Source organism: uncultured Campylobacter sp. (assembly GCF_938030815.1).
Lineage (GTDB): Bacteria > Campylobacterota > Campylobacteria > Campylobacterales > Campylobacteraceae > Campylobacter_B.
The window spans coordinates 1-26340 of sequence record NZ_CALHII010000052.1; the positions used below are offsets into that span (position 1 = coordinate 1).

The 26340-nt window shown below is 48.1% G+C and carries 29 protein-coding genes; 17 read left to right on the top strand and 12 right to left on the bottom strand.

Going from position 1 to position 26340, the window contains the following annotated elements:
- Both Q0277_RS01785 and Q0277_RS01790 read right to left on the bottom strand, forming a co-directional pair.
- A partial coding sequence (locus tag Q0277_RS01785; protein ID WP_297994963.1) for a hypothetical protein occupies positions 1-220 on the bottom strand: 220 nt, incomplete at its 3' end.
- Positions 221-338: 118 nt separating this feature from the next.
- A complete protein-coding gene (locus tag Q0277_RS01790) occupies positions 339-1229 on the bottom strand; it encodes a peptidylprolyl isomerase (protein WP_297994966.1) in 891 nt (296 codons plus the stop codon).
- Between the two features lie 84 nt (positions 1230-1313).
- On the opposite strand from Q0277_RS01790, the gene gltX reads away from it, so the two are divergent.
- The 7 genes from gltX (at position 1314) to Q0277_RS01825 (ending at position 9138) form a co-directional block, all read left to right on the top strand.
- Positions 1314-2693, top strand: a complete 1380-nt coding sequence (gene gltX / locus Q0277_RS01795; RefSeq protein WP_297994968.1) for a glutamate--tRNA ligase — start codon at positions 1314-1316, stop codon at positions 2691-2693.
- 1 nt (position 2694) lies between these two features.
- Positions 2695-3951, top strand: a complete 1257-nt coding sequence (locus Q0277_RS01800; RefSeq protein ID WP_297994971.1) for a malic enzyme-like NAD(P)-binding protein — start codon at positions 2695-2697, stop codon at positions 3949-3951.
- Positions 3952-3995: 44 nt separating this feature from the next.
- Positions 3996-5444, top strand: a complete 1449-nt coding sequence (locus Q0277_RS01805) for a nicotinate phosphoribosyltransferase (protein ID WP_297994974.1) — start codon at positions 3996-3998, stop codon at positions 5442-5444.
- A complete protein-coding gene (locus Q0277_RS01810) occupies positions 5437-5808 on the top strand; it encodes a hypothetical protein (RefSeq protein WP_297994977.1) in 372 nt (123 codons plus the stop codon). The genes Q0277_RS01805 and Q0277_RS01810 overlap by 8 nt, the downstream gene beginning before the upstream one ends.
- Before the next feature lie 78 nt (positions 5809-5886).
- On the top strand, positions 5887-6579 hold the full coding sequence (locus Q0277_RS01815; protein WP_297994979.1) for an MqnA/MqnD/SBP family protein: 693 nt from the start codon (positions 5887-5889) through the stop codon (positions 6577-6579).
- A complete protein-coding gene (gdhA, locus tag Q0277_RS01820) occupies positions 6576-7934 on the top strand; it encodes an NADP-specific glutamate dehydrogenase (protein ID WP_297994982.1) in 1359 nt (452 codons plus the stop codon). Before Q0277_RS01815 ends, gdhA begins: the two co-directional genes overlap by 4 nt.
- Positions 7935-8406: 472 nt before the next feature.
- A complete protein-coding gene (locus Q0277_RS01825; RefSeq protein WP_297994984.1) occupies positions 8407-9138 on the top strand; it encodes a DUF4197 domain-containing protein in 732 nt (243 codons plus the stop codon).
- Positions 9139-9610: 472 nt separating this feature from the next.
- Here Q0277_RS01825 and Q0277_RS01830 read toward each other — a convergent pair whose 3' ends face one another.
- From Q0277_RS01830 to Q0277_RS01875, 10 genes are all read right to left on the bottom strand, one after another.
- On the bottom strand, positions 9611-9883 hold the full coding sequence (locus Q0277_RS01830) for a hypothetical protein (protein WP_297994985.1): 273 nt from the start codon (positions 9881-9883) through the stop codon (positions 9611-9613).
- Positions 9884-9945: 62 nt separating this feature from the next.
- A complete protein-coding gene (gene imm45, locus Q0277_RS01835; protein ID WP_297994988.1) occupies positions 9946-10731 on the bottom strand; it encodes an Imm45 family immunity protein in 786 nt (261 codons plus the stop codon).
- Between the two features lie 68 nt (positions 10732-10799).
- Positions 10800-11432 carry a hypothetical protein gene (locus Q0277_RS01840; protein WP_297994991.1) on the bottom strand — a complete coding sequence of 211 codons (633 nt, stop codon included), beginning with the start codon at positions 11430-11432 and terminating at the stop codon, positions 10800-10802.
- On the bottom strand, positions 11422-12033 hold the full coding sequence (locus Q0277_RS01845; RefSeq protein ID WP_297994994.1) for a hypothetical protein: 612 nt from the start codon (positions 12031-12033) through the stop codon (positions 11422-11424). Before Q0277_RS01845 ends, Q0277_RS01840 begins: the two co-directional genes overlap by 11 nt.
- Positions 12034-12062: 29 nt before the next feature.
- Positions 12063-12338 carry an immunity 53 family protein gene (locus Q0277_RS01850; protein WP_297989320.1) on the bottom strand — a complete coding sequence of 92 codons (276 nt, stop codon included), beginning with the start codon at positions 12336-12338 and terminating at the stop codon, positions 12063-12065.
- 91 nt (positions 12339-12429) lie between these two features.
- Positions 12430-12771: a hypothetical protein gene (locus Q0277_RS01855; RefSeq protein ID WP_297989319.1), complete on the bottom strand. Its 342-nt coding sequence runs from the start codon at positions 12769-12771 to the stop codon at positions 12430-12432.
- A gap of 127 nt (positions 12772-12898) precedes the next feature.
- Positions 12899-14251 carry a coproporphyrinogen III oxidase family protein gene (locus Q0277_RS01860; protein WP_297994997.1) on the bottom strand — a complete coding sequence of 451 codons (1353 nt, stop codon included), beginning with the start codon at positions 14249-14251 and terminating at the stop codon, positions 12899-12901.
- 69 nt (positions 14252-14320) lie between these two features.
- On the bottom strand, positions 14321-14668 hold the full coding sequence (locus Q0277_RS01865; protein ID WP_297995000.1) for an AzlD domain-containing protein: 348 nt from the start codon (positions 14666-14668) through the stop codon (positions 14321-14323).
- Positions 14668-15426 (bottom strand): AzlC family ABC transporter permease, encoded by a 759-nt coding sequence (locus tag Q0277_RS01870; RefSeq protein ID WP_297995003.1) that lies wholly within the window; start codon positions 15424-15426, stop codon positions 14668-14670. The genes Q0277_RS01865 and Q0277_RS01870 overlap by 1 nt, the downstream gene beginning before the upstream one ends.
- Before the next feature lie 220 nt (positions 15427-15646).
- Positions 15647-17209, bottom strand: a complete 1563-nt coding sequence (locus tag Q0277_RS01875; RefSeq protein ID WP_297995004.1) for an inorganic phosphate transporter — start codon at positions 17207-17209, stop codon at positions 15647-15649.
- Between the two features lie 173 nt (positions 17210-17382).
- Between Q0277_RS01875 and Q0277_RS01880 the strand changes: the two genes are divergently transcribed.
- The 10 genes from Q0277_RS01880 to Q0277_RS01925 form a co-directional block, all read left to right on the top strand.
- The gene (locus Q0277_RS01880; protein ID WP_005869774.1) at positions 17383-17772 is read left to right on the top strand and encodes an NAD(P)H-quinone oxidoreductase subunit 3; all 390 of its coding nucleotides are present in this window, start codon (positions 17383-17385) and stop codon (positions 17770-17772) included.
- Entirely contained in the window at positions 17754-18263 is a 510-nt protein-coding gene (locus Q0277_RS01885; RefSeq protein ID WP_297995008.1) for an NADH-quinone oxidoreductase subunit B, read from the top strand. The genes Q0277_RS01880 and Q0277_RS01885 overlap by 19 nt, the downstream gene beginning before the upstream one ends.
- Positions 18263-19051: an NADH-quinone oxidoreductase subunit C gene (locus Q0277_RS01890; protein ID WP_297995011.1), complete on the top strand. Its 789-nt coding sequence runs from the start codon at positions 18263-18265 to the stop codon at positions 19049-19051. The genes Q0277_RS01885 and Q0277_RS01890 overlap by 1 nt, the downstream gene beginning before the upstream one ends.
- Positions 19051-20277: an NADH dehydrogenase (quinone) subunit D gene (nuoD, locus tag Q0277_RS01895; RefSeq protein WP_297995018.1), complete on the top strand. Its 1227-nt coding sequence runs from the start codon at positions 19051-19053 to the stop codon at positions 20275-20277. The genes Q0277_RS01890 and nuoD overlap by 1 nt, the downstream gene beginning before the upstream one ends.
- The gene (locus tag Q0277_RS01900) at positions 20274-20504 is read left to right on the top strand and encodes an NADH-ubiquinone oxidoreductase subunit E family protein (protein ID WP_177386790.1); all 231 of its coding nucleotides are present in this window, start codon (positions 20274-20276) and stop codon (positions 20502-20504) included. The genes nuoD and Q0277_RS01900 overlap by 4 nt, the downstream gene beginning before the upstream one ends.
- A complete protein-coding gene (locus Q0277_RS01905) occupies positions 20501-21208 on the top strand; it encodes a hypothetical protein (protein ID WP_297995021.1) in 708 nt (235 codons plus the stop codon). Before Q0277_RS01900 ends, Q0277_RS01905 begins: the two co-directional genes overlap by 4 nt.
- A gap of 1 nt (position 21209) precedes the next feature.
- A complete protein-coding gene (locus tag Q0277_RS01910; RefSeq protein ID WP_297995028.1) occupies positions 21210-23864 on the top strand; it encodes an NADH-quinone oxidoreductase subunit G in 2655 nt (884 codons plus the stop codon).
- Positions 23854-24849, top strand: coding sequence for an NADH-quinone oxidoreductase subunit NuoH (nuoH, locus tag Q0277_RS01915; protein WP_297995032.1), 996 nt, complete (start codon positions 23854-23856; stop codon positions 24847-24849). The genes Q0277_RS01910 and nuoH overlap by 11 nt, the downstream gene beginning before the upstream one ends.
- A gap of 10 nt (positions 24850-24859) precedes the next feature.
- A complete protein-coding gene (gene nuoI, locus Q0277_RS01920) occupies positions 24860-26071 on the top strand; it encodes an NADH-quinone oxidoreductase subunit NuoI (protein ID WP_297995035.1) in 1212 nt (403 codons plus the stop codon).
- Positions 26068-26340: NADH-quinone oxidoreductase subunit J (locus tag Q0277_RS01925; protein ID WP_297995037.1), on the top strand; the 273-nt coding region annotated here is incomplete at its 3' end. The genes nuoI and Q0277_RS01925, both read left to right, overlap by 4 nt.

The window sequence follows — 26340 nt, forward strand, 5'->3', positions numbered from 1 at the left end:
AGGGCTTTAAGCAATGCATCAAAAGTAAATTTGTTCCAAGCAGATTTATATAAATTTTAAAATTTAGCTCCTCGCCGTCATATTCGTCGCTCCAAATGGCGACAAGCTTAAAGGCCGTATCGATGTGGGAGCAAAATTTGCTCGCGCCAAAGTCCGCAGCGCTTATGACGCCGATTCTAGGATCACTTTTAAGTTCGGTAAAATTTTTGATCGTTATCACCACGAAGCCTTTAAATTTTATCAAAATTTTACGCGCGAGCGGATAAGCTGCGCGCTTGCCCTTGCGTTATCGGCGTTAAATTCTATAAAATTTAATGCACGGCGGCGGATTTTAAAATTTACTGCCTTTTTTGCACTTTGACTTTTGGAGCGGTTTTTGCGCCTTGCGCTTTTGCCTGTGGACGCTCGATAATGCGGATATTGGCGTTTGAGCGGAGTCTGTCGTTGAACTCGGTGATCGCCTTTTTGCGCTCGGAGGTCACGTAGCCTTCGATCGCCTTATCTTGCACACTGTCAAAATCAAGCGTACGAAGCCCCTTTTTGTCGTTTACGTAAAACATCTCATATCCGTTGCGCGTAGGGATTATCGGCGAAAATTTACCCTGCTCGACGTTTGTGACGATGTATTTTAGCCCCTCATCCATTTGATTGGTCTTGAGGGTGCCCCTCATCACATACACGTCGCTTGGGCGGAGCTTCGGATTTGCGCGGATCTTATCGAGCGGAGCTTGTGATTTTGCGATATAGCGGGTGAGCGTGATGCTATCGAAAGTCGTGAATAATGAACTATTTTGGCTGTAAAATTTTTTGACATTTTCAGGGGTCGTGCGGTGCTGTACGTCTGCGAATATCGAGCCGTAGAGCTTTTCTTCAAGCAGTGTGCGGCGGACATTTGCTTTAAAGTCATCGTAGTTCATGCCTTGCTTTTGCACAGCGGTTTTGAGTTGGTCTAAGCTAAGCTTATTTTGATCGGCGATCGCTTTGAGCCTCGCGTCGATCTCCGCGTCATTTACCGCGATGCCGCGGCGTTTAATCTCGGATTGTTGCAGCTTTTGCCCGATTAAAATTTCCATCGCAGCTTGCGGCGAAGCGCCCGTTAGCTTCTGAACTTTGGCTAGTTCGTAGCCGGTGATGGGCTCATTATCTACCACGGCGATGACGCCGTTTACTACTTCGGCATTTGCACAAACAGCACAGATCATTGCGGAAAAAAGCAGTTTCTTTATCATTTTTAACCTTTATTTAGTCTTTTTGCTTTATAATTACAAGATTGCGATTATAACATTAAATGGTAATTTTTGCAAAGGAATTTTATGATAGTAACTCGTTTTGCGCCGAGTCCTACGGGATATTTACATATCGGCGGACTTAGAACGGCGCTTTTTAGTTATCTTTATGCTAGGGCAAAGGGCGGCAAATTCCTGCTGCGTATTGAGGACACTGATCTGAAGCGCAATTCGCAGGAGGCTGCTGAGGCGATCGAGGAAGCCTTTAAGTGGTGCAATCTGGACTATGACGGGCAGATCGTGTATCAAAGCTCGCGCTTTGATCTTTACAAACAATACGTCCAAAAGCTGCTAGATGAGGGCAAGGCATACAAATGCTATATGAGTAAGGACGAGCTGGATGAGCTGCGCGCGCAGCAGGAAGCTCGCAAAGAGCGCCCGCGCTACGATAACCGCTATCGCGACTTTACCGGCACGCCGCCTGCTGGGATCGAGCCCGTAATCCGCATCAAATCCCCGCTTAGCGGCACGATAGAATTTAGTGACGGCATCAAGGGCGAGATAAAATTTAACGCTGCCGATATTTTGGACGATTTCATCATCGCCAGAAGCGACGGCACGCCTACGTATAACTTTACGGTCGTGATAGACGACGCGCTGATGGGCGTCACGGACGTGATCCGCGGCGACGATCATCTAAGCAACACCCCAAAGCAGATCGTGCTGTATAACGCGCTAGGCTTTAAAATCCCGAAATTTTACCACGTCGCGATGATTAACGGCACCGACGGCAGCAAGCTGAGCAAACGCCACGGCGCTACCGACGTGATGGAGTATAAGCGTATGGGCTATCTGCCGCAAGCTCTGCTAAATTTCTTAGTACGCCTGGGCTGGAGCCACGGGGATGATGAAATTTTTAGCATGGAGGAGATGAAGCGATACTTTGATCCTAACCATATTAGCAAGAGCGCTAGCACCTTCAATCAAACCAAGCTTGAGTGGCTAAATGCGCATTATATTAAAAACTCTGACGACGATGAGCTTGCCGTGCAGCTTGTGGAATTCGGCGTCGATATCCGTTCGCATGCAAAAAAATATCTCATCGCGCAGCAGTACAAACAGCGCGCAAAGACGCTAGTGGAGATGGCTGAGGGCATTAAAATTCTTCTAAATCGCCCGAGCTGCTATGACGAGAAGGCGTATAAGAAATTTGTAACCGAAAGTTCGCTAAGCTTACTCGCAAAATTTGCGGATACTTTAAGCGCAAATTTAAACGCAAAGGAGTGCGAGGAGGAGACGATGAAATTTTTGGACGCAAACGGCGCCAAGCTAAAAGACCTGGCTCAGCCGCTGCGCGTTGCGATCACGGGGGGAAGCGTAAGTCCGTCGATTTTTGAAATTTGTGAAATTTTAGGAAGCGACGAAGTTAAAACGAGAATTTCAAATTTAATCAAAAAAGGATTATAAAATGGCTAAAGTAAACGTTGAAGCGGCTTTAAAGTACCACATAGGCGGTAAAATCGGAACGAATGTAAAAACCCCGTGCGATACGGCGGAGGATTTGGCGCTTGCATATACGCCGGGCGTCGCGGAGCCTTGCAAGGTGATCGAGAATGATCACGAAGCCGCGTTTAAATACACTAATAAAGCCAATCTCGTAGCCGTTATCACCAACGGCACGGCGGTTTTAGGGCTTGGTGATATCGGCGCGATCGCCGGAAAGCCCGTAATGGAGGGCAAGGCGGTTTTGTTTAAAAAATTCGGCGGCGTAGATGCCTTCGATATCGAGATCGACGAAAAAGATCCTAAAAAGATAATTGAAATTTGCAAAGCGATAGCGCCTACGTTCGGCGGTATAAATTTAGAGGACATTAAAGCTCCCGAGTGCTTCGAGATCGAGCGCGAGTTACAAAAAGCCGTCGACATCCCCGTCATGCACGACGATCAGCACGGCACCGCGATGATTACGGGCGCAGGGTTAATCAACGCAGCCATCATCAGCGGCAAAAAGATCAAGGATATGAAGATCGTAGTTAGCGGCTCGGGCGCTGCGGGCATAGCGTGTGCGAAGATGTATCAAAATTTAGGTGCTAAACATATCATAATGCTTGACTCCAAAGGGGTGATCCACAAGGGTCGCACCGATCTTACCGAGCAAAAGAAAGAATTTGCCCTAGATACCGCAGATCGCACGCTAGAGGATGCGATGAAGGGTGCGGATATGTTTTTAGGACTTAGTAAGCCGGGCGTTTTAACCAAAGAGATGGTAAAGACTATGGCGCCACATCCAATCATTTTTGCGCTTGCAAATCCGGTACCGGAAATTTATCCAAGCGAGGTCGAGGAAGTAAGAAGCGACGCGATCGTAGGCACGGGCAGAAGCGACTTTGCAAATCAGATCAATAACGTTTTGGGCTTTCCGTATATCTTCCGCGGCGCGCTTGACGTAAGAGCCAAAAAGATCACCGAAAATATGAAGATTGCGGCCGCTCGCGCGATGGCAGATCTTGCTCGCGAAGAGGTTCCTGCGGAAATCCGCAAGATGTTGGGTAAGGATAATTTAAAATTCGGCAAAGACTACGTGATCCCAAATCCTTTCGATCCACGCGTATTTGCCGTGATCTCGACGGCGGTCGCAAAAGCTGCGGTGGACGACGGCGTTGCTCGCATCAAAGAGTTTGACATTGCGGCTTATAAAAAGAGCCTAGAAGCTAAAAAGCTATGATTCCTTGCTCCTGCGCGAGGCGAGATTAAATTTAAGAGGCGTAAATGAAAGATTTGGCTTTACTTACCGATTTTTATCAGCTTAGTATGATGCAGGGCTATTTTTTTACAAAGCCCGATCAGACGGCGGTTTTTGACGTTTTTTACCGCAAAAACCCAAGCGGCGGCGGCTACGCGATATTTTGCGGCTTAAACGAGGTCGTGGATTATATCGAAAACTTAAAATTTAGCGAGGACGACATCGCGTATCTAAAAAGTTTAAATTTCTTTAAGCCGGAATTTTTGGAATTTCTAAGAGGCTTTAAATTTAGCGGCGAAATTTACGCAATGGATGAGGGGCAGATCGTATTTCCGCACGAGCCGCTTATCCGCGTCAAAGCAAATATCATGGAGGCGCAGCTCATCGAGACCGCGATCCTAAATACTATAAATTTCCAAACTCTCATCGCTACGAAAAGCTCGCGTATAAACTTTAGCGCTCAGGGAGATTCGGTGATGGAGTTTGGCTTGCGCCGTGCTCAGGGGCGAAGTGCGGGCATCTACGGCGCAAAGGCTGCGATTATAGGCGGTTGCAGCGCCACGTCAAACGTGCTCGCCGCAAAGAAATTTGACGTCCCTGCGATCGGCACTCACTCGCACTCGTGGATTCAGAGCTTTGATAGCGAGCTGGAGGCGTTTCGCGCCTACGCTAAAATTTATCCGAACAGCACGCTTTTGCTCGTCGATACCTACGATACTCTCGCAAGCGGCGTGCCGAATGCGATTACGGTTTTTAAAGAGCTGCGCGCGAGCGGTCATAAGCCGCTTGGAATCCGCATTGATTCGGGCGATCTGGAGTATCTGACCAAACAGGCGCGCAAGATGCTCGATGCTGCGGGCTTTAATGACGCAAAGATCACTGCGTCGAATGATCTAGACGAATATGCGATCGATCAGCTCAAGCTTTTTGATGCCAAAATTGATAGCTGGGGGATCGGCACTAGGCTTATTACCGGCGGAGACAGTTCGAGTCTAGGCGGTGTGTATAAGCTAAGCGGTATCGAAAAAGATGGCGAGATCATAGCTAAGATCAAAATTTCAAACGATCCGCGCAAGATCAATAACCCCGGCTACAAGCAGGTCTTTAGACTCTACGACAAAGATAACGGCATGGCGCTTGCCGATCTGATCACGCTTGAGGGCGAGAGCATAGACGAGAGCGCGCCGCTTGAAATTTTTCACCCTCTTTACACCTACAAGCGTAAAATTTTAACGAATTTTAGCGCGCATAAGCTCTTGCGTCCCGTTTTTAAGGAAGGCAAATTCGTAGGCGTGCGCCGCACGGTAAGCGAGATCGCGCGTTTTAGTAAGAAGCAAAAGAGCAAATTTTGGCTCGAGCACCTTCGCAACGTCCATCCGCAAAGCTACAAAGTGGATCTCTCTCAAAAGCTTTGGGATATCCGAAAATCACTCATCAACGAGTGTAACCTAAATTTAAAGGAGAAATATGTTTAAAGTTCTATCGTGCGCCACTTTGGCGTTAGTTTTGCTAGGATGCGGCTCAAACCAACTCCGCCAATCCCCGGACAGCGCTATGAATAAGCAAGCACAAAGCGAAAAAACCATAACCAAAGAGAACGCAAAGACCTTCTATTTTATCGATGAGCAGGGCAAAAAACTATCGCTTAGCTCAAACGACGATTTTAATACCGCCGTGTTAAAGGACGATAGCGGCAAAAGTTACAACCTCAAGCGCGAGCGTGCCGCCGACGGCATCTATATGGAAAACAAAGACGGAGTGAGCATCCACTTCAAAAAAGGTGAGGGTATAGTGGAGTTTAGCAAATACAAATCCATCCCGATCACCGAGGTCAAATAAACTTTAAAATTTTTTGGTTAAATTCCGATTTAGCGCCGGAATTTAGCCCTTTTTTCTGCGCTAAATTCGGAGAAAGTCATGTTATTAGGCAAAATTGATTATCTAAATTTGCTCCCATTTCACGTATTTTTAAAATCACTTCCGCTGCCGTCTTATGTTAAAAAATCGATAGAATTTAAAAAAGGGGTGCCGAGCAAACTCTGCGCCGATCTTTATTATAGGCGCATAGACGCTGCGGTAATCTCGAGCATCGAAAGTCGCCGCGCAAAATACCGCAGACTGCCTCTTGGAATCGTCGCAAAGCGTGAGGTGCTAAGCGTGCTCGTGCGCAAAAACTCGGCGCCCAGACTCGATCCTGCGTCGATGAGCTCAAATATGCTAGCTCGCGTGCTAGATCTTAGCGGCGAGGTGTTAATCGGCGATAATGCTCTAAAGGCTCTGCTTTCGCAGGGTAGGGATAAATTCTACGATCTGGGCGAAATTTGGCAGCAGCGCACGGGCTTGCCCTTCGTTTTCGGGCGGCTGTGCTGCGTGAAAAACGATAAGGCTTACTCGCGCCTGGCGACGAAATTTTTACGATCGCGCATTAAAATTCCAAGATATATCCTGCAAAGCTACGCCTTTTCGCGTGACATAAAAGAGCGTGAAATTTTAAATTATCTGAAATTTATAGGCTATGAGATCGGCGTTCGCGAGGAGCTGGCGCTGAAAAAATTTATCGCTAAAGCCAAAAAATTAAAATTTAATCCGGTTCAAAAGGAGGAACTATGAAATCTTACATCGACGGCTTGCTGCTAAATTTAAAGCGTGCCAATCCCGGTCAGGAGGTCTTTATCCAGGCATCGACCGAGATTTTATACTCGCTCATACCGCTTCTAAAGCGCGATGAACGATACGTGAAAAATAAAATTTTAGAGCGTATTTTGGCGCCCGAGCGCACGATGATGTTTCGCGTCGTCTATATGAGCGACGGCGGCGAGCCCTGCGTGCATACGGGATATCGCATAGAGTTCAACTCCGCTCTGGGCCCTTACAAAGGCGGTTTGCGCTTTCATCCGAGTGTAAATTTGGGCGTTTTAAAATTTTTAGGGTTTGAGCAAATTTTTAAAAATTCCCTCACGGGTCTTAATATCGGCGGCGCAAAAGGCGGTGCAAATTTCGATCCTAAGGGCAAGAGCGACGGCGAGATTATGAGATTTTGCCAAGCTTTTATGCTTGAGCTTCACCGCCTAATCAGCTCCAATACCGACGTGCCCGCGGGCGACATCGGCGTGGGCGGCCGCGAGATCGGCTATATGTACGGCGCGTATAAAAAGCTCACCCGCAGATTCGACGGCGCGCTTACGGGCAAGGGGCTAAGCTGGGGAGGCAGCCTCGCGCGCACCGAGGCTACGGGCTACGGCTCCGTGTATTTTGCAAACGAGATGTTAGCTACCAGGGGCGATTCGCTGCACGGTAAAATTTGCACGATCTCGGGCGCCGGCAATGTCGCGATCTACACCGCCGAAAAGCTCTATCAAATGCAGGCTAAGCCCGTCACCGTAAGCGATTCTACGGGCTTTATCTATGATGCCGAGGGAATCGACGTGGCGCTTCTTAAAAAGCTAAAAGAGCAGCTGCGCGTAGGGCTTTGCGAATATACCAAGGAGCGCCCCGGCGCAAAATTTACCCCCGTAAGCGCCTATCCCGCAGGCCGCAACGGCGTGTGGTGCGTGCCGTGCGACGCGGCATTTCCGAGCGCTACGCAAAACGAGCTTAATCTGGACGATGCGCGAACCCTTTACGCCAACGGATGTCGCATGGTTTGCGAGGGCGCGAATATGCCCAGCACGCTCGAGGCGGTCGATTTTATGCTCGCGCAAAAGGATCTTCTTTTCGGTCCTGCGAAGGCGGCGAATGCGGGAGGCGTGGCTACGAGCGGGCTTGAGATGGCGCAAAACGCGCAGATGGCGTCGTGGAGCTTCGAGCAGGTCGATGGCAAGCTACGCGAGATCATGCGCCATATATTTCGTACCAGCTACGAGACTTCGAAGGAATTCGGCGCGGAGGGCAATCTCGTGCTGGGCTCGAATATCGCGGGCTTTCGCCGCGTAGCCGACGCGATGCTGGATCAAGGGCTGGTTTAGGCCTGCTTATGGCGCCCAAAGTCGCAGCTCGCTTTTAAATTTAAACTCTTTAAATTTACGGCGAGCTTTTGAACTACGGCGGGTTTGATAAAATTTCAATCGTTTACGCTGAGGATAGGATATGCGCGCTTCTCGGCATAATTCGCTCTGCGCGGCTTGCATTGGTATCGTGTGCGCTACGTAAATTTAAATGGTGCCAAACAATACGGTTTTAAAATTTTAAGTCGTCATAGCGCCGATTTTAAATTTAGCCGCAAGCGCGCAAAGCTCCCGCTGCCAAATTTTATCTTTAAATTTTGCGGGTAAATTTAGCTTTGAAATTTGACGTTTAAAATTTAACTCGAAGCCGCTTTAAATTTAGCCTAAATTTTATCTCAGCTCGCCCGCGCAGCGCGTAAATTTAGACCGAGCGCAGGCTGAGCGTTTACCGCAGTTTGGCATAATGGCGCAAATTTTATCCAAAGGTTGCAATATGAAAAAATTTATAGTTTTACTAACCGCTGCGTCGCTGTCGCTCGCGCATGCGGACGTTACGGATATCCTAAAGCAGGGCGCGGACGTGCTCGGTGCGACTCAGAGTGGAAACTACAAAGAGCTGCTCGCTTCCGCCACGAACCGCGCCGTAGCCGAGCTCGCCAAGGGCTACATCCACAGCAAGACCGCTAAAATCGAGCTTCCTCCTTCGCTGAAGGCTGCTGCGAAGCTTGCGAGAAAGGTGGGCGGCGATAAATGGGAACGCGAGCTCATCGTGAGCATGAATGACGCCGCTACCAAGGCGGTTAGCGGCGCGAGCAAGATATTTTTGCAAGATCTGAAATCTATGAGCGATGCCGACGTTAAAAAGCTCATCGGCGGCGGCGACACGGCGCTTAGTGAGTATTTGCAGAGCAAATCGGGCGCGAAGCTGCGGGCGGTTTTCAGACCGATCGTAAGCGATATGATGAGCAAAAACAGCTTCGCGACGGCGTATAACGGGCTAAATTCCTTCGCGCAAAGCAAAATCGCGGGTAATGAAGCGGTGCAAAACATCGCGCGCGGACTGGGCGCGAGCGAGTATCTGCCTAAGCAGGGCGAGGATTTGAACGATTACATCACGCAAAAGACGCTGGATGGGCTGTTTGCGGTAATGAGGGAAAAAGAAAGCGCGCTTCGCGGCAGCGCCGTCGGCAAAGGCGCGGGGATTTTAGGCAAGGTGCTGAAATAAAGCTCGCGGCGAGGCTTTGGCGTAAATTTCGCCGCATAAGTACTTTCGGTTGCTTTATATCGCCGCCTGCGTAGTCTAAAGCTTCGCGCAAAGTGCCCGCTCGCGCGAAGCGACTGCTTGCGGCAAATCATCGGGCGCGTGGTGAAATTTAGAAGTTTGTTTACCGCGCTTGGAGCCTATTTGCTTAAGACAATAATCTCAGCGCGGAGTTTAATCCGCGAAATTTGAAACTATAAAATTTAGAAATTTAGCAAGACGTAAAGGATTTGAAATTTTAAAATTTCACGTGGAGTTTTAGAATTTCGTTCGGAAATTGAATGTGCGTATATCTAGCACTTACATCTGAAATTTTAAGAAGCGACGGAGTATCGGAAAGTAGGGCGGTAGTCGATAAGGAAGCAAGAGTAAGTAAGAAAGCCGTCTTGTAAATTTCGCTTCTTTCATATCTCTCTTTGTGTTCTGCAAAACCGGTTTACTCATTAGTCCTATTATTTTCCGATTCCATTTTTCTTAATTCTTTAAGCGCTCTATTATAGACATTGGCTTGCTTGCAAACTCTACCTTCAGCAGCAATATATCTTACTAAATTTATATCATTTGTATCGATTGCTATCAATAATCTACCCATAAGCCCTTCCTCTGCAAAAAACGTATAATCGCACTTTGCACACAAATTGCTTTCATAAATTATAAATAATAACAAAATTACTACGGCGCAAATTATAAATTTTAATACTTTAACCATATTTTCTCCTTGTGTGTATTCTTCCCGTATATATTGATAATGTCGATTGGCTAGGCATTATATCACTTCTTATTTTTAAATTTAAATCTCTTTCGCTTCATTTTTATAAAATTTTCCAGTTGCTTATCGGTAAAATTTAAAACCTCTTTTCGGTTTTGTAAATTTACATAAGTGTGCCTTATATCACAGCACCTATAAAAAATATATTTCCAATTTTTAATTAGCCAGTCTGTTTCTACCATATTTTTATCTGTTTTAAATAAAAATGGCAGAACCCATAAGCCCGCCTTGTAGCCGCTAATTACGACCAATTTTATAAAATTTACTCCATCATCGTCTTTTGCTTTTACTACGATAAAGCTTACATTTTTCTCGTATGGATAGCTGGATTTTCTACATTCGATAATATCTCCGACCTTGATCTTTCCGCGAAATTTCAAGAGAGGAATGCTAAATTTTTTCATTAGACTCCTCTTTACGCGTCTATTGCGTCCAAATTTATCCCTAGGTTTTATCAGTCTGAAACCGGGGATTGTTTCGTCGCAATCCCCTAGTTCATCGCTACTAAGGTAATTATCGGAGCATATAAATACCTCCCGTGGGCTCGCATTGATGCCGAAATTTGCTAAATTACGAATCAATTGCTCCTTGTCCACGACAAATCCCGCTTTACTTGATAGCATCTCATCCGAAAGCTCAAAATATCTGGTATCTTTTAAATTTAAAAGGCAAGGATTTTCTGTCCAGAAACATCGCTCATCGCAGACCATAAGCTCATCGTCGTTAAATTTTATAATATCGCCTCTTTGTAAGTCATTGTCGAAGGTTGATATTGGTAAGATGGTCATTTAAAGTCCTTTTTGCTTGCTAGATTAAACATGTTAATAATAAATTTTCGTTATTTGTAATCGCCAAATTACACCTCGATAACCACATCCTTATACTTTTCATAAAGCCTCGGCTTTAAAATTTTATCACGATACTCTTTGCCGACCTTAGTCATACATATCCAATGACTAAATCTACTCCAGGTATCGGGATTCTTCCAAGTTATCTCTGCTTGGGGAGTTATGTTCTCCTCCTCTAAAAATTTATATCCAAAAAAGAAATTATCTCTAAAATAGACCCACTTCTCATAAAGCGACATACCTAGATCGATCTTGGATAAATTCGTATCGAAGTCAGCCCATTTCTTTCTTAAATTTCCGCGCTCTATGCCGAAGTCTATCATACCCCCTAAAAATAGTTGGCCCATTACTCCGAAATACTCTCCCGCGTATGTCGGATAGGCTGAAATTTCAGGATTATCTTCGTCCGCTAGCTTATAGTCGCTTTGGATAATCCCATATAGTTCAAACCATTCGTACCAATCAAAGATTTCATATTCAAGGTAATCCAAAATATCTTTTTTCCTGGCACCCGGAATTTTAGCTAATATGCGAACAAACGAATCCATCCAACAATCAAATCCTAAAGCCTTATAAAGTTCTTCATCTTTGTTAAAAACCCAGCCGTATAGTTCATTCGGTTTCAAAATTTTAAATTTCATAGTATCTCCTTTTTAAATTTAATCGGTTGCCGATAGAATTTACCTCATCGATCCGTTTGGTTGATCTCATAAACTCGTTAATATAAAAATTATTTGATTCCGAGAGCTTGGGCATACTTTTTATTATTTCATCTAAATCGACGCTCTTTATTTCGGCGCAATTTTTTACATCGCCGCAGATACCGATAAAAATAAAATCGTCTCTATTTTTGCCTATAAATTTACCCTTTGCGTAATAGCCGCCTTCAAATCTTTCATAGGCTATATAATATAATATTTGCTTTAAAATTTCACTTTGATCAAGCTTAAAATAGGTGCAGAATTCCACGCCCTCCATATCTTGCGATATGTCGGTGGCGCCTACAGAGCTTCTTTCATATTTTTTAAGATCTATTTTTCGGATATTCTTTTCATCTCCTTCGCCTATTGCTCCAAGCACGCGAAAATCCCTATCTATCTCGCCGTAAATATCAAAAAACAGATAGCTGCCCTTAAAGCTTTTATAGGCGAATTCCTTTACGGCATCCTTAACAATTTCGATATTTGCAAGCGTAACTTCGGTCTTTTTGCAAGATTCGTTTTTTATCTCGACTTCGATCATCTAAACTCCTTTATCTGCCTTGCTAAATTTTAATCCGTTAGCCATTTTACTACATGCTCCAATAATTCCTCTAAATTTTCGGCTCCGCAACTTCCTTTGAGTTTGTTTTCCGTGGCATTGATGAAAAACCAATCCTCGTCATCTCTATCGATATTTATTTTGATCGGCTTTTTCCCGCTCTCGCCATCGATTTTAATCAACCAACCGGGATTATCGACCGTTTCTAGCGTAAGGCCATATTCATGCTCCCATTCTCCGTCGCATTTGGAAGCGTACCAGTTTTGTATGAGTTTTAGATTACTCATTGTTTCCTCCTTTAATTTTATAAATTTTAAAATTCTCGATTTGTTAGGCTTTGATATTGCAATTGAAGCAGGGCTTCTTTGCTATTTAAATTTAATCGCTTATTAAAAATTTCTTTTCCAAGCCATCTTTATTTACGGTGATTATCTTCGAGTTCGGAATATTTAAAAATTTTATAGCTTTTTCATCCAGTTCGGACAATGGCTTCTCAAGATTAAATTTAGTTTTATAGTAATATAGCGAAAGATCTCTTTTGTTGCCCTGCTCCATAAGCTGCATTATGCACATATCGTTTGAATCACCGGTTATATGGCGGTTTATCATCATAAACGGCTCGCAGCTTTTATGAAAGGGGAAGCGGCCGAAGTTAAAAAGATTGCCGACGAGCTCAAATACAAGGACAAAAAACAGAAATAAAATGAATAGTTTGACCATTCTGCCTTTCACAGCGGCGCTCCTAAATTTTGAAATCAAAGATTCGTTTGTGTTTTAAATGCCAGACGGTATTTGCGCTCAAGTCGCGGGTGCGTCCAAGCGCTAGCCGAAGCGGTCGGGCGCAAAATTACGACGCTATCTCGCTTTTTGCCGCGCCGGTTGCGGCGGATTCGCTTTCGTCCATGATGATGAGCTGTTTTGCACGCTTAATCTTGGCATCGTCGCGAAACGCTGCGCGCACCTTGTCCATACCGGTGTAAAATTCCTTCATCAAAACAAGGCACAAATACGCGCCGAATTCCGTCGTGCGGATGATCTCGCCCTCGATTCGTACGGCTCCTGCAAGCCTCAGCAGGCTAAGCTCTCTGCCCAGTTCGCGGCGCAAATTTAGATCGTTTGCGGCGTTAAATTTAGCGATATCGATCTCACCGTTAAAAAGCTCGGTCAAAAAGAGGTATTTCGCGCGCTCGGATCTGCTAAAATCGCAAGTGGCGATGACGGTACTTTCGTTTTTGCGCACTCTGCTTGCGTAGTCTTCGAGATTAAACGCATTTACGAGCAGCCTGCCGCCTAGGAAACTAAACGCGCCGCTTCCGATGCCCACGTATTCGTGGTTTGTGCCTACATACTCGTCGTTGATATTTGATTTTTCGCGAGCGAAAGCCCATGCGTTGTTGCGGTGCCAGCTTGCAAATTCCTTGCAGATGATAGAGTAAAACTCCTCTTCGCGGTCTATGTTGCTAACGCCGAGGCTTCGCGCTATTTGATCGCGCATCAAAGGTGATTTCATCAGCGGATACAGCGTGATCTGCTCCGGTTTTACCGCCTTTGCCGCTTCGATGTCGCGAAGTAAAATTTCGCGAGTTTGAAACGGAAAGTTAAAGATCAAATCCAGACTTAAAATCGGTAAAATTCCGACCGCTCGAGATAGCTTTTCTTGCAAAATTTCGCCCGAGCCGAATTTGTCGTAGCGTGAAGCTTTGCGTAAAATATCATCATCAAAGCTCTGCACCCCTACGCTTAGGCGATCTATGAGCCCGCGAAATCGCAGCAAGCTCCCGGGCTCGATGTGGTTGGGATCGCTCTCGCACGAGACCTCTTTGATGCTAAAAAGCGACTTGGCAAGCTCCAGCGTGCGCGCTAACTCATCCTCGTCGATTAGCGTCGTGCCGCCGCCTACGTAAAGCGTCTCAAAGTCGTAGCCTGCGTCCTTCGTGCGCTGCATCTCGGTGCGTAGCGCGCTGAAATACGCCTTGCACGTACCGCGCTCGTAGGCGTATTTGTGAAAGGAGCAGTACGGGCAAAACGTGTGGCAGAAGGGCACGTGCATGTAGAGCATATATTTTTTATCGGGGTTTGGAATTTTAGCGATGTTCTCTTGCGTGATGTCGATCCTGAGGGAGTTGTAGAGGGATTTTTGCATGGTGTCGGCGGCATATTTTTTGGCGAAGCTATGCACCATTTGACTGATAAAATTCATAAAACTTTAACCTTTTTTAAACTTAAAAACTAATTTTTGAAGTTTATCGAAAACTAACTTATAAATTTATCAATAATTCAATAAAAAGCGTAGCGCCGCCATATATATTAGCGTAGGAAGAGCTATCGTAACGAGCGAATTGCGAAATTTAGCATGCACAACAAACGCCATAATCAGGCAAAATAGTAGCGTCGCCGTTTGCAGCGCGTCCACGCTAAAAGCCCGCTCGCCCGAAAAGCTAGGCAGCATCGTTTTAAGCGCATAGATCGTCAAAACGACCATTATCAGAAGACCCGAGTTTTTGTGCAGATACGATAAGCTTGGACTCGCGGTCTTTTTCTTAAAAAGAAGCAGCGGTAAAAATCGCGTCAAAATCGTAGCGATCGAGGCTAGAAAGATATAGGGTAAAATTTCCACTACCTACCCCTTTTTAGGAATTTTTGCAGCTTGCGTCCCGCGCGCGAAGACCGCTCGAAGTATTTACGAAAGAGCAGCAATACCGCTGTGCCGAAAATCAGAGTGCCGAATAAAAAGTATTTTGCAGGAAAGATAAAAAGCCCCACAAACGCGCAACCAAAGCCAAGAAATAGCACTTTGTATTGCGGATTTGCTTTGAAAACCTCATAGGTTAGCATCGCAAAAAGCGCCGTCAGGCTAAACTCGACCCCGCTAAAATCAAGCTTTAAGTTTGCTCCCAAAACAGCTCCTGCAACGACGCCCGCAACCCAGTAGGATTGATTTAAAACCGCGGTTAGATTATAGAGCAGATCAAGCTCTTTTAGTCTTTGCGGCGTTACGGGCTGCTTGCCGCTAAGCTCCTCGGGGCGCAAAAAAGCGCGCGCTTTTAGCAGAGCAAAGGTTTCGTCCGTAAGGGCATATACGGCGTAAATTTTATGACGCACGAAGCGCAGCTCGTCCAGCAGCGACATCGTGTAGAAAAAATGGCGAAAATTTAGCAAAAACGCCACGACGAAGGTATCTACGAGCGAGGCGTGAGTTACGATGAATGCGATCAGCACGAACTCCACGCTGCCTGCGTATATAAGCAGCGAGGTTAGCGCGAGTGCCCATACGGGCAGGTCCTGGCTGATGCCGTAGATACCAAACGCCAGCCCCAGCGGTACGTAGCCCATCATCACGGCAAGGGTGGATCTGAAAATTTCAAATTTACTCATAGCTTTCCTAAATTTAAAAGCGCGATTGTAGCTAAAATTTTATTAAATTTTACAGGGCGGCAGGCGGGATCTGCGCCGTTGCGAGCGGGTTTTGCGCGGTTATGCGTCGCAAGAGGAGCTATAAAATTTACTCGGTTCGCCGCCGCAAAATTTTAAAATTTAGCCTGCGTAGAATTTTGCGAAATTTTAAAATTTAAGGGAGCGGATCTTTAAATTTAGCCTAAAATACGTGGCGCAAAAGCACGAATGCAAACGCCGAAAGTAGCGCCGAGACGGGCAGGGTGATGATCCACGCTAGCCCGATCGGCTTCATCAGCGACCAGTTCGTGCTGTGATTTACCAAGCCGATTCCTAAAATCGCGCCGATTAGCACGTGGGTCGAGGAGATCGGCAGCCCCAGCACCGATGCCGCCATGACGACGACGGCGCTTGCGAGCTCGGCGCTAAAGCCCGAAGCGGGGTGAATTTTCGTAAGATTGGTGCCTACGGTGGCGATCACCTCTTTGCCGATGAACCAAAGCCCCGCTATGAGGGCTACTGCGAACATTATCATAATCTGCTGCGGCACGGGAGTGGAGGGATTGATACTATTCGTAGCCATCGTATCGATGATGGCGGCAAACGGACCTACGGCGTTTGCGATGTCGTTGCTGCCGTGCGAAAAGGCAAAGCCGCTAGCAGTGAGTACCTGCAGCCAGCTAAACATCAAAAACGCAGATTTGTTTAAATTTGAGCGGCGCAGGGTTTTAGCGAAAATAAACATCAAAAGCCAGGTAATCAGCGTCGACATACCGATGATGAGGTAGTTGTAAAAATTCGTAAGCCCGAAATTTAGATTATGCAGCCCCTTAAATATCAGCATCGCCGATATCACGAAAGCGCCGATGCCCGCTACGGCAGGGATTCCGTACTCTAGGGCCTTGTGGGATTTGAGCTTCTCTTTTTTAGCGTCAAGCTCGATCACCTTTTTATAATACTCGCTATCCAGCTCGCTTGGATCAAAATCGGGATCGCGCATCGCGTAAATATCGTGATTTAGCGCTTCTGCATAGGCGATCTTTTGAATGTCGTCCAGAGTCTCGAAGGTCTTTTTATGCAGCTTGCGGAGGGATTTTTTTTCGCGCTTTATGCGGTCGATCTTTATTTGAGCGTAGCGGTTGTAATCCAAAATGTAATGTTTGATGAGCCAGAAAATTCCAAAGGAGATCACGCCGCCTAAAATCGGCGATAGCACCCAAGAGATCGCTATTTTGCCGATCTTATCCCACTGCACTAGCCAGAATGCGGAAGTCTCTGCGGTATTAAGCAGCGCTCCGAGAGTAAGTCCCGAGCCCACGATACCGCCGATGATAGCGTGCGTAGTAGATACGGGCAAACCCTTTCTGCTGGCAAAAAGCAGCCATGCCCCCGCTGCGAAAAGCGCGCTCATCATTACATAGATAAAATCCCTAGGATGCACGTCCATTTTGCTAAGATCGATTATGCCGCTGCGGATCGTCGAGGTTACTTCGCCGCCTGCGATTACCGCGCCGCTTGCTTCAAATACCGCTGCGATACAAAGGGCCTGCGCGATGCTAAGAGTGCCGCTTCCGACGCTGGTGCCGAAGGAATTTGCCACGTCGTTTCCGCCGATATTAAAGGCCATAAAGATGCCCAAAAATACCGAAACCAAAAATAGCGTTTTATCACCGTTTCCTATAAAACCGAATCCCCAGATAAGAAAATAGATTGTTACGCCGCAGAATATGCCGTAGAAAATGAGACTTATCTTGCTAGATTTCATAGCTCTCCCTTAAAATCCGCGAAATTTTACCACACGCGCCTTAATCCCCACTAAATCGCACGGGCGAGGTATATAAATTTTAATTTTAAAAGCGAATTTAGTGGCGCGCGCTAAGCTTTATTAAATCAATACTTCGTTACAATCCACATTAAATTTTAAAACCGAGGCGAAAAATGTCTAGAATTCCGCTGCAAAGCCCGTATTTCGGAATATTCGTAATGCTAATCCTAGCTTTTTGCGTCTTTTCGCTCATCGTTAAACTATCCTCTTTGGTAGGCTCGCGTTTGGCAGACAGGCGCGACGAGCGGCTAAAGGGCGAAATTTACGAAAGCGGTCCCGAGGCCGTCAAACAGCCCAACCGAATGAACTCCCACTTTTTTTTGATAGCCGTGCTTTTCATACTTTTTGATGTCGAGATTATCTTTATGTTTCCGTGGGCGGTAAATTTTAAAATTTTAGGCGTGTTCGGGCTCGTGGAGATGGCGTTTTTCATCGTATTGTTAGGCATCGGTTTCATCTACGCATGGAAAAAAGGAGCGCTAAATTGGCAGAGCATAAGATAAACTACGCGCGCGAAAATGGACTTCCCGTAGTTCTCACCACCGTCGATAAACTGATCGCGTGGGGCAGGAGCAACTCCTTGTGGGCGATGACGTACGGGCTTGCGTGCTGTGCGATCGAGATGATGGCGGCGGGCGCGGGCAGATTTGACTTCGACCGCTTCGGCACGATATTTCGCGCAAGCGTAAAGCAGTCGGAAGTGATGATAATCGCGGGCACGCTTAGTAAAAAGCACGCCGAGTTTACGCGCCGCCTATACGACGCGATGCCCGAGCCCAAATGGGTCATCAGTATGGGCAGCTGCGCCAATACCGGGGGTATGTTTAATACCTACGCGACCGTGCAGGGCTGCGACCGTATAGTGCCTGTAGATATCTATCTGCCGGGATGCGCGCCTCGCCCCGAGACGCTGCAGTTTGCGCTGATGGTGCTGCAAAAAAAGATCCGCACCCAAACTCCGCGCCGCGCACAAAAGGCAAAAAGGCTGATCTGATGAGAAAGTATAGCCCAAAAAACGATGCGAGCCAGAAAAATTACTATAAAGACAGATTTTTCATCCCCGAGGAGACGCAGAAGTTGGACGCAAGCGCGAGCGATTTTAAAGATGATCTGGACGCGCTTGAAGGCGTCCAAATTTTAAATTCGTACGTAGAATTTAACACCCTCGTGTTCTACGTAGAGCCTGCGCAAAATTTAGCGGCGTTGCGTGCGCTTAAGGGCGCGGGATATGAAATTTTATGCGAGCTAAGCGGCGTGGATTTTACCGAGGCTCGCGGCGGCATCGAGGTTTTTTATCAGCTTTTGGACATCAAAAGGGCGCGCCGCGCGCGGCTAAAGTGCTTCGTGCCGAATGAGAGCTTTTTGCAAAGCGCTGCAGGCATCTACAAAAGCGCGAACTGGGCTGAGCGCGAGCTATACGATATGATGGGCGTTTGGATTGAGAATCATCCAAATTTAGCGCGCCTAATAATGCCCGATGATTGGTTCGGACACCCGCTTTTAAAGTCCTATCCGCTGCAAGGAGACGAGTTTGCCAAGTGGTACGAGGTGGATAAAATTTTTGGATCTGGCGCACGCGAACGGATCGGCGAAGAAAACCGAAATTCCGCATTCGTGGATGAAAAAGATACCTTTAACTTCGCGCGGCTCTATCACGAGAGCGGTTACGGCGAGCCGCGGCCGCAAGAGAAAATTTTACAAGAATATCAAGAAGAGGGCGGCGTGCGCTTCGTAAAACGCGTTAAACGCGGAATTTACAAGATCATCACAAAGAGAAAATAATGCAAAATCCAAGCAAGCTAAGACCGTTTTTCGAAAACATCGAGTACGAGCGCGAGGGCGCGAATATGATCTTAAATTTCGGTCCACAGCATCCAAGCGCGCATGGTCAGCTAAAGCTCGTGCTGGAGCTTGACGGCGAGCGCATCGTGCGAGCCCGCCCCGGCGTGGGCTACATGCACCGAGGCATCGAAAAGATGGCAGAAAATATGATCTACGCAGAGTTCGTCCCCGTAACAGATCGCATCGATTACATCGCATCGGGCTCGAACAACTACGGCTTTTGCGCCGCGGTCGAGAAGCTCTGCGGCATCGAAGTGCCGCGCCGCGCGCAGATCATCCGCACGATTCTACTGGAGCTTAATCGTATCAGCTCGCACCTTCTGTTTTTGGGTACGCACGCGCTTGATATCGGCGCGATGACGGTATTTCTTTATTGCTTTCGCTCGCGCGAATACATACTTGATCTCATAGAAAAATACTGCGGCGCGCGCCTTACGCACAATAATATCAAAATCGGCGGCGTATTTTTGGATCTGCCTAACGGCTGGATAGAGGAGATGTTGAAATTTTGCGACGAATTCCCGAGCGACATTAAAGAGCTTGAAGATCTACTTGATACCAATAGAATTTGGCTGATGCGAACCGAGGGCGTGGGCGTAATCTCGCACGAAGATGCCCTTAGCTGCGGCTGTAGCGGCGTGACGCTCCGCGCTAGCGGGCATGCTTGGGATATCCGCAAAGAGGAGCCCTATCTCATCTACGACGAGCTTGATTTTGACGTGCCGTATGCGAGCGAGGGCGATTGCTACGCGCGCTATAAGTGTTATATGGCAGAGATGCGCGAGAGCCTTAAAATTTTGCGCCAGTGCGCGAAACACTATCCGCTAAGCGATCCGCAAATTTTAGCGATCGATCCCGCTTACGTAAATCCTAGCAAAGAGCAGATCATGACGCAAAACTACTCGCTGATGCAGCATTTCGTGCTGGTTACGCAGGGCTTGCGCCCGCCTGTGGGCGAAATTTACGCCGCGAGCGAGAGTCCTAAGGGCGAGCTTGGATTTTATATCCGTTCGATGGGCAAAAGCCGCCCCTACCGCCTTAAGATCCGCACGCCGAGCTTTTGGCACTGCGCGGTCTATGAAGAAATTTTACCCGGGCAGTATCTTGCCGACGCTGCGGCGATCATCGGCAGCACGAATATCATTTTAGGCGAGGTGGATCGATGAAGCGCTATGATTTGAGGCATCTGGGCGATAAATTTTTAAACCGCATGGGCGAAATTTTAAAAAATTCCGCTCGCGGCGAGACGATGATCTTTATGTTTGAGATGGGCGATTTTAGCGCGGTTCAAAAAAGCGCCGATCTAGTTGAGGGGCTAAATTCCACGCTTTTAAGCTCAATCCGCTATAACCAAGTAGATTGGATGGTCGTCGCCAAAAAGGGGAGAGGATGAAAATTTTAAATTTCGCGTCGCTGCTTAGCCTTCAAAATCCCGCGCTCGCAGAAGGTTTTAAGAGCGCTGAAATTTTAAGCGTATCGCCGCTGCAAGACCCGCATCTTCCAGGCGAGCTGATAAAATGCGAGATCGGCGCGCAAAGCTTCGTGCTGGCGCTAATCTGCGCTAGTTTTTGCGACGAGCCCTATTTTGCGGATCTGGATCTGGAGTATCTAAGCGGCGAAAGCAGCGTGGGCGAGGAGGAGATCGAGCAGATTTGCGAGTTTTTGCAAAGCGGCTGCGACGAACTATTGATCGACGATGCGCTTATTAAAACTCATCCCGACGCCGAAAATATCAAAGCCTTTCTATCTCTCATAGCGGCGAAGTTCGGGGTTAAAATTTTAAGCTTACGCGGCGAGCGAGCGGACTTGGGCGCACAAGAGCGGGCAAATTTAAGCCCCCTTAAAGAGCCTGAGAATTTCGACGGCGCCGTGGTTTTCAAACACGATTCGGACGAGCGGCTCATCGGCGGAAGGTATTTTTGCATGGTCGCAAAGATCAAGGGCGGCGATCGCGTCCGCATCAAAACGCCGCACCTAAATTTGGAAAAAGAATTTATTTTGGATGAGGAGCTAAAGGGCACGATTGCGCTTTTGGGCTTGGGCGGGCAGGGCTTTGGCGGTTATAATTTCGAATTAGCCGAAATTTCTAAGGTTTAAAATGACAAAGATCACGATCGACGGTAAAGCTTGCGAGTGCGACGAGGGCGAGTACATCTTGCAGGTCGCGCGTCGCTGCGGCGTTTTTATCCCTGCGCTTTGTTATCTAAGCGGCGGTACGCCGACGCTCGCATGCAGGCTTTGTATGGTCGAAGCGGACGGCAAGCGCGTCTATAGCTGCAACGCCAAGGCCAAGGACGGCATGGTCATCTACAGCCGCAGCCCCGAGATCGACGCCGAGCGCGAAGCGATCACGCAGGTTTATTGTATTAACCATCCGATGGCGTGCGGGGTTTGCGATCAAAGCGGCGAGTGCGAGCTTCAAAATTTAGCCCATCTAATGCGCACGAACGCCCAAAGCTACGCTATCCGCGATACGGCGCGCGAAGTGCAGGATTGGGGATATTTAAGCTATGATCCTAGCCTTTGCATCGTTTGCGAGCGCTGTATCACCGCCGCGAAGGACCGCTTGGGCGTAGATGCGTTTAAGCTCGTTCCGCGCGGCGGAGACGCGCTGAGTAAGGAGCAAAAGGACGCGATGCCTAAAGACGCCTACGCCGTGTGGAACAAACTTCAAAAAAGCCTAATCGCGCGGGTTAACGATGAGGATGATTGCGTAAACTACGGCGAGAGCGCGGCGGTCTGCCCGACGGGGGCTCTGGTAGAGAGCGCGTTTAAATACGTTTCAAACGCCTGGGAGCTGCGTCAAATCCCCGCTTCCAATCCGCACAGCAGCGATTGCGAGCTGCTTTATTATGAGATCAAGCGCCGCGGCATAGGCGACCCGCGTGCAAAAATTTATCGCGTTAGCAGCGACATAAATTTTAGCGTCCTGCATGCAGGAGCGCGTTTCGGCTGGGATTTTTCAAACGAGCGGGCGAGCAAAAACGAAGCGGTTTTTAGCCGCATCGTGCGCGGCATCGAAGACGGCGAGATCAAAAATATTAAATTTAATAGCTTCATCACCAACGAAGAAGCTCGGATTTTAGAGCTTTTGCGGCAAAAATTTAAGCTCGCTTTGATCAACGACGAAGCGCTTGCGTATCAAAAATTCCTGCGCGAATTTTCAAAGCTTAGCGGCACGAAATTTTATAATGCGGATTCGCAGACGATTAAAAACAGCGATTTCATCGTAGTTTGCGGCACATTTTTGCGCAGCGACGCTCCAAATCTAGGCTATGCGGTAAACAGCGCCTGCAAGCTAAATAAGGCAGGCGGAGTATATTTTCATCCGTTTTGCGACGAGGGCATTAAAGGCTTTAGTAAAAATTTCATCCATCAGCCGCACGCCGCGGGCTTGGAGGCGCAGATCCTGCTTTGGGTCTTGCAAAAGTTCGGGCGCGATCTGCCTGAGTGGCTGGATGCGAAACTCGCAGCGGAATTTAAAATTTCGCGCGCCGCGGCGAAGGAAAATTTAGACGAGAAATTCGCAGATTCGCAAAATTCTGAGAATTCTGCGGAGGCAAATGGCGCTGAGAACGTTGCGAGTGCGAGCGGTGCCGAAAATTACGCAAGCGCGGACGGCAACGCTGAAAATTCCGCAAAAAATTCCGCGCAGAATTCCGAAAATCCTGCGGAAAGTAAAATTTCAAATTTCGCCCGTACGCTAGGTCTGGACGAGCAGAAAGTGGATGAGCTTTTGGCTAAAAAGGAGCATTTTTCGCTCATCATCGGCGAGGATTTTATCCGCACGCCAAATAGCGCCACGTTTGCGCGTCTAGCGGGCTTGGTGCAGCGCTACACGCCATTTAAAGTACTAGTGGTGCCGCCGCGCACGAACAGCCTGGGCGTTGCGCTCATCTGCGAGCTTAGCGCGCAAATGAGCGCGGGCGAGACGCTAGGCTACAATGAAGCGGGCGATATTAGCTTCGGCGTTCTGGAAGCGGATCTGGACGCGCCTAGCTTGGTGCAGCAGGAGGGCACGTTTACGAACTACGACAAGCGCGTAGTGCCTACCAATGCGGCGCTTGATTACGGCGGATACGAGCTAAACGACATCGCCTGTGCGCTTGGGGTTTGCGCGGAGCACGCGATCGGCTATACGCCTAGCTTGGGCGCGGATTTTGAGCGGGTTAAATTTGACGATTTAGAAAATTTCTACGACAACGGCGGCGCAAACCACCGCGGATATGAGTTGCGAAACGAGGAGTTTGCCGCTAGCGAGGATGAGTTTGAAATTTCGCTTTCCGCGCCGCTTAAAGCAGGCGAGGGCGAAATTTTAATCTATGAGGCAAATCCGCTGCATCAATTCAATAAATTTAGCGGCGCAAGCAGCGGGCTCGGCGAAGCGGGCGCGCTGTATCTAAGCCCCGGCATCGCCGAAGCTCTGGGCGTGAGCGCGGGCGACGTCGTTAAAATTTACAAAGCGGACGGCGCTAATGATAAAAGCGGTGCTGCTCGTGCGAAAAAAACAGATCGCGCAAGTGCCGCGCATAAAGCAGACGGCGCCGGCGATGAAAACAGCGAAAGCGGCGCGACTGAGTTCGTAAGCTTAAACCGCGAAATCGTCGCTAGCATAAAGATCGATCCGGGCTTTAGCGGGGCATATCTGCCGTATTTTGACGAGAAGCTTCGCGGCGAGATATTTTTCAAAACCTCACGCTATGCAAGCGTAAAAATCGAGAAAATTTCAAAGGAGAGGGCAGATGAGCGATAGTGCATTTTATTTCGTAGCTACCGTCTTAAAGGCGCTTGTGATTTTAGCCGTCATCGCGCTGCTCTCGGGGCTTGCGACTTACGCCGAGCGTAAGGTGCTTGCCTTTATGCAGCGCAGGATCGGACCCTCTATGGTCGGGCCTGCGGGGCTTTTGCAAGTGGGTGCGGATATGATAAAGCTTTTTACCAAAGAGGACGCGATCCCTGCGCGGGCGAATAAGCTTCTTTTTAAAATCGCGCCAATAATATCGGCTACCGGGGCTTTCGTGGCGCTTTCGGTAGTGCCGCTACTGCCGGAGTTTACGGTCGGCGGGCGAACGATACAACCGATTTTAAGCGATATAAATGTGGGAATTTTATTCCTACTCGGAGCTAGCGGTACCTGCGTTTACGGTCTACTGATCGGAGGGCTTGCGAGCTACAATAAATGGGGCACGATAGGCGCGTTTCGCGCGTTTTTGCAGATCACCTGCTTTGAGGTGATAAACGGTCTTAGCCTGATCCCTATCGTGATGATCACGGGATCGCTCTCGCTTATCGACATCGTAAGCGCGCAAAGCGGCGGCATTGATAAGTGGTTTATCTGGAAAGAGCCCGTCTGCTTCGCGCTCTTTCTTATCGCAGCCTTCGTAGAGTGCAACCGCACGCCGCTATGCCTTACCGAAAACGAAACCGAGATCGTAGCGGGTGCGGGGACGGCGTATTCGGGAATGCGCTGGGGTATGTTTTTTATCGGTGAATACGCCAATATCATAACCTACTCAGTCGTTACGACGCTACTGTTTTTGGGCGGATTTAACGCGTTTTGGTTTATCCCCGGCGGCATTATGATGGTATTAAAATCAAGCCTCGTGTTTTTCTGCTTTCTATGGGCGCGCGCGGCGTGGCCGCATCTGCGCCCCGATCAGCTGATGGGGCTTTGCTGGAAAGTCTGCATGCCGTTAGCTCTTGCTTGCGTTCTAATTACCGCGCTAGCGATCGTTTAAGGAGGGTACGATGGCAAGATACGTCCAGATCGATAAACGAGCCCCTATTAAATCCGGCGGCGATAAGCTTCGCAGATTCCTAGCTCGCACCTTTAACGGCGAGCTTTTCGTGGGGCTGTGGGTGGTGTTAAAAAATATGTTTAAGCGCGGCGGCTCACATACGCTTCGGTATCCTATGGAAAAATTTGTCATGCCGCCTAGATACCGCGGCGTGCACAAGCTCATGCGCCTGCTTGAAAGCGGCAGCGAACGCTGCATCGGATGCGGCTTGTGCGAGAAGATCTGCGTGGCGAACTGCATCGCGATGGAGACCAGCCTCGGCGCCGACGGCCGCAAAAAGGTAGATAACTACTCGATAAATTTAGGACGCTGCGTCTACTGCGGGCTGTGCACGGACGTCTGCCCCGAGATCGCTATCGTGCACGGCTGCGAGTACGAGCTTGCGAGCGAACAGCGGGCGTATTACGGCTTCAAAGAGGATCTTTTGATTCGCGGCGAAAATTTATGCTTAAATGGTGCGGCGCAAGAGTTTGCGGGCTACGGCAGTCTGGATGAAAACGCGGGCGCGCGGATCAAGATGACGCCGAACGCCTATATAAAAAGCGACGCCGCAAGCGACGAGCCAAGCTTAAAGAGCGCAGGTTCAAATTTAAAAAGCAGCGCCGCGGAAAGCTCTAAAAAAGGGGGTAGCGCTAGCGATAAAATTCTATTTTCAAAGGGCGCGGGCTTAAGCGGCGAAATTTTAGCCGAGCGGCAAGACGTCGGGCGGGCAAGCTTAAAGGAAAGCTCCGCCGCAAACGCCGAAAATTCTAAAGAGAATTCTACTGTGGATACTCAAAATTCTACGCTTGATTCGGCGCGAAATTCCAAAGAAAATCTCGTCTCTCAAAGCGCCGAAAATTCCGCTACGGATAGTAAAAATTTGGCGGAGAATTCTAAAGAAAATTTCGCTCCGCAGAGCGCCGAAGATTCCGCCGTTCAAAGTAAAAATTTTAAAGAGAATTCCGTTGCGTCGCACGTCGGGAATTCCACCGATGATCTTGCTACGGACGACGATTTTGCTGAAAATTCTAAAGAAAATTCCATTCCGCAAGACGCGGGGAGTTCCGCCGTGCGAGGTAAAAAATCTAAGGCAAATTCCAAAAAGAATTCCGCCGCGGACGCCGAGAATTCTACGCAAAACTCCGCGTCGGATTCCTCAGCGCAGGGGGAGGAGCAATGATACAAACGCTTGCATTTTATTTTTTCAGTGCGGTTTGCCTGGCGCTTTTCGGCATCAGCGTTTTTAGCAAAAACGTCCTTTACGCCCTTAGCGCGCTGGCCGGCGGCATGGTCTTTATGAGCGGATTTTTCTTCTTGCTGGATGCGGAGTTTTTGGGCGTAGTGCAGATCATAGTCTACACTGGCGCCGTGATCGTGCTTTACGGCTTCGCGCTGATGTTTTTGGGCGCGGATAAAAACGTAAGCGAGCCGAAAAAGGGGGCAAGGCTA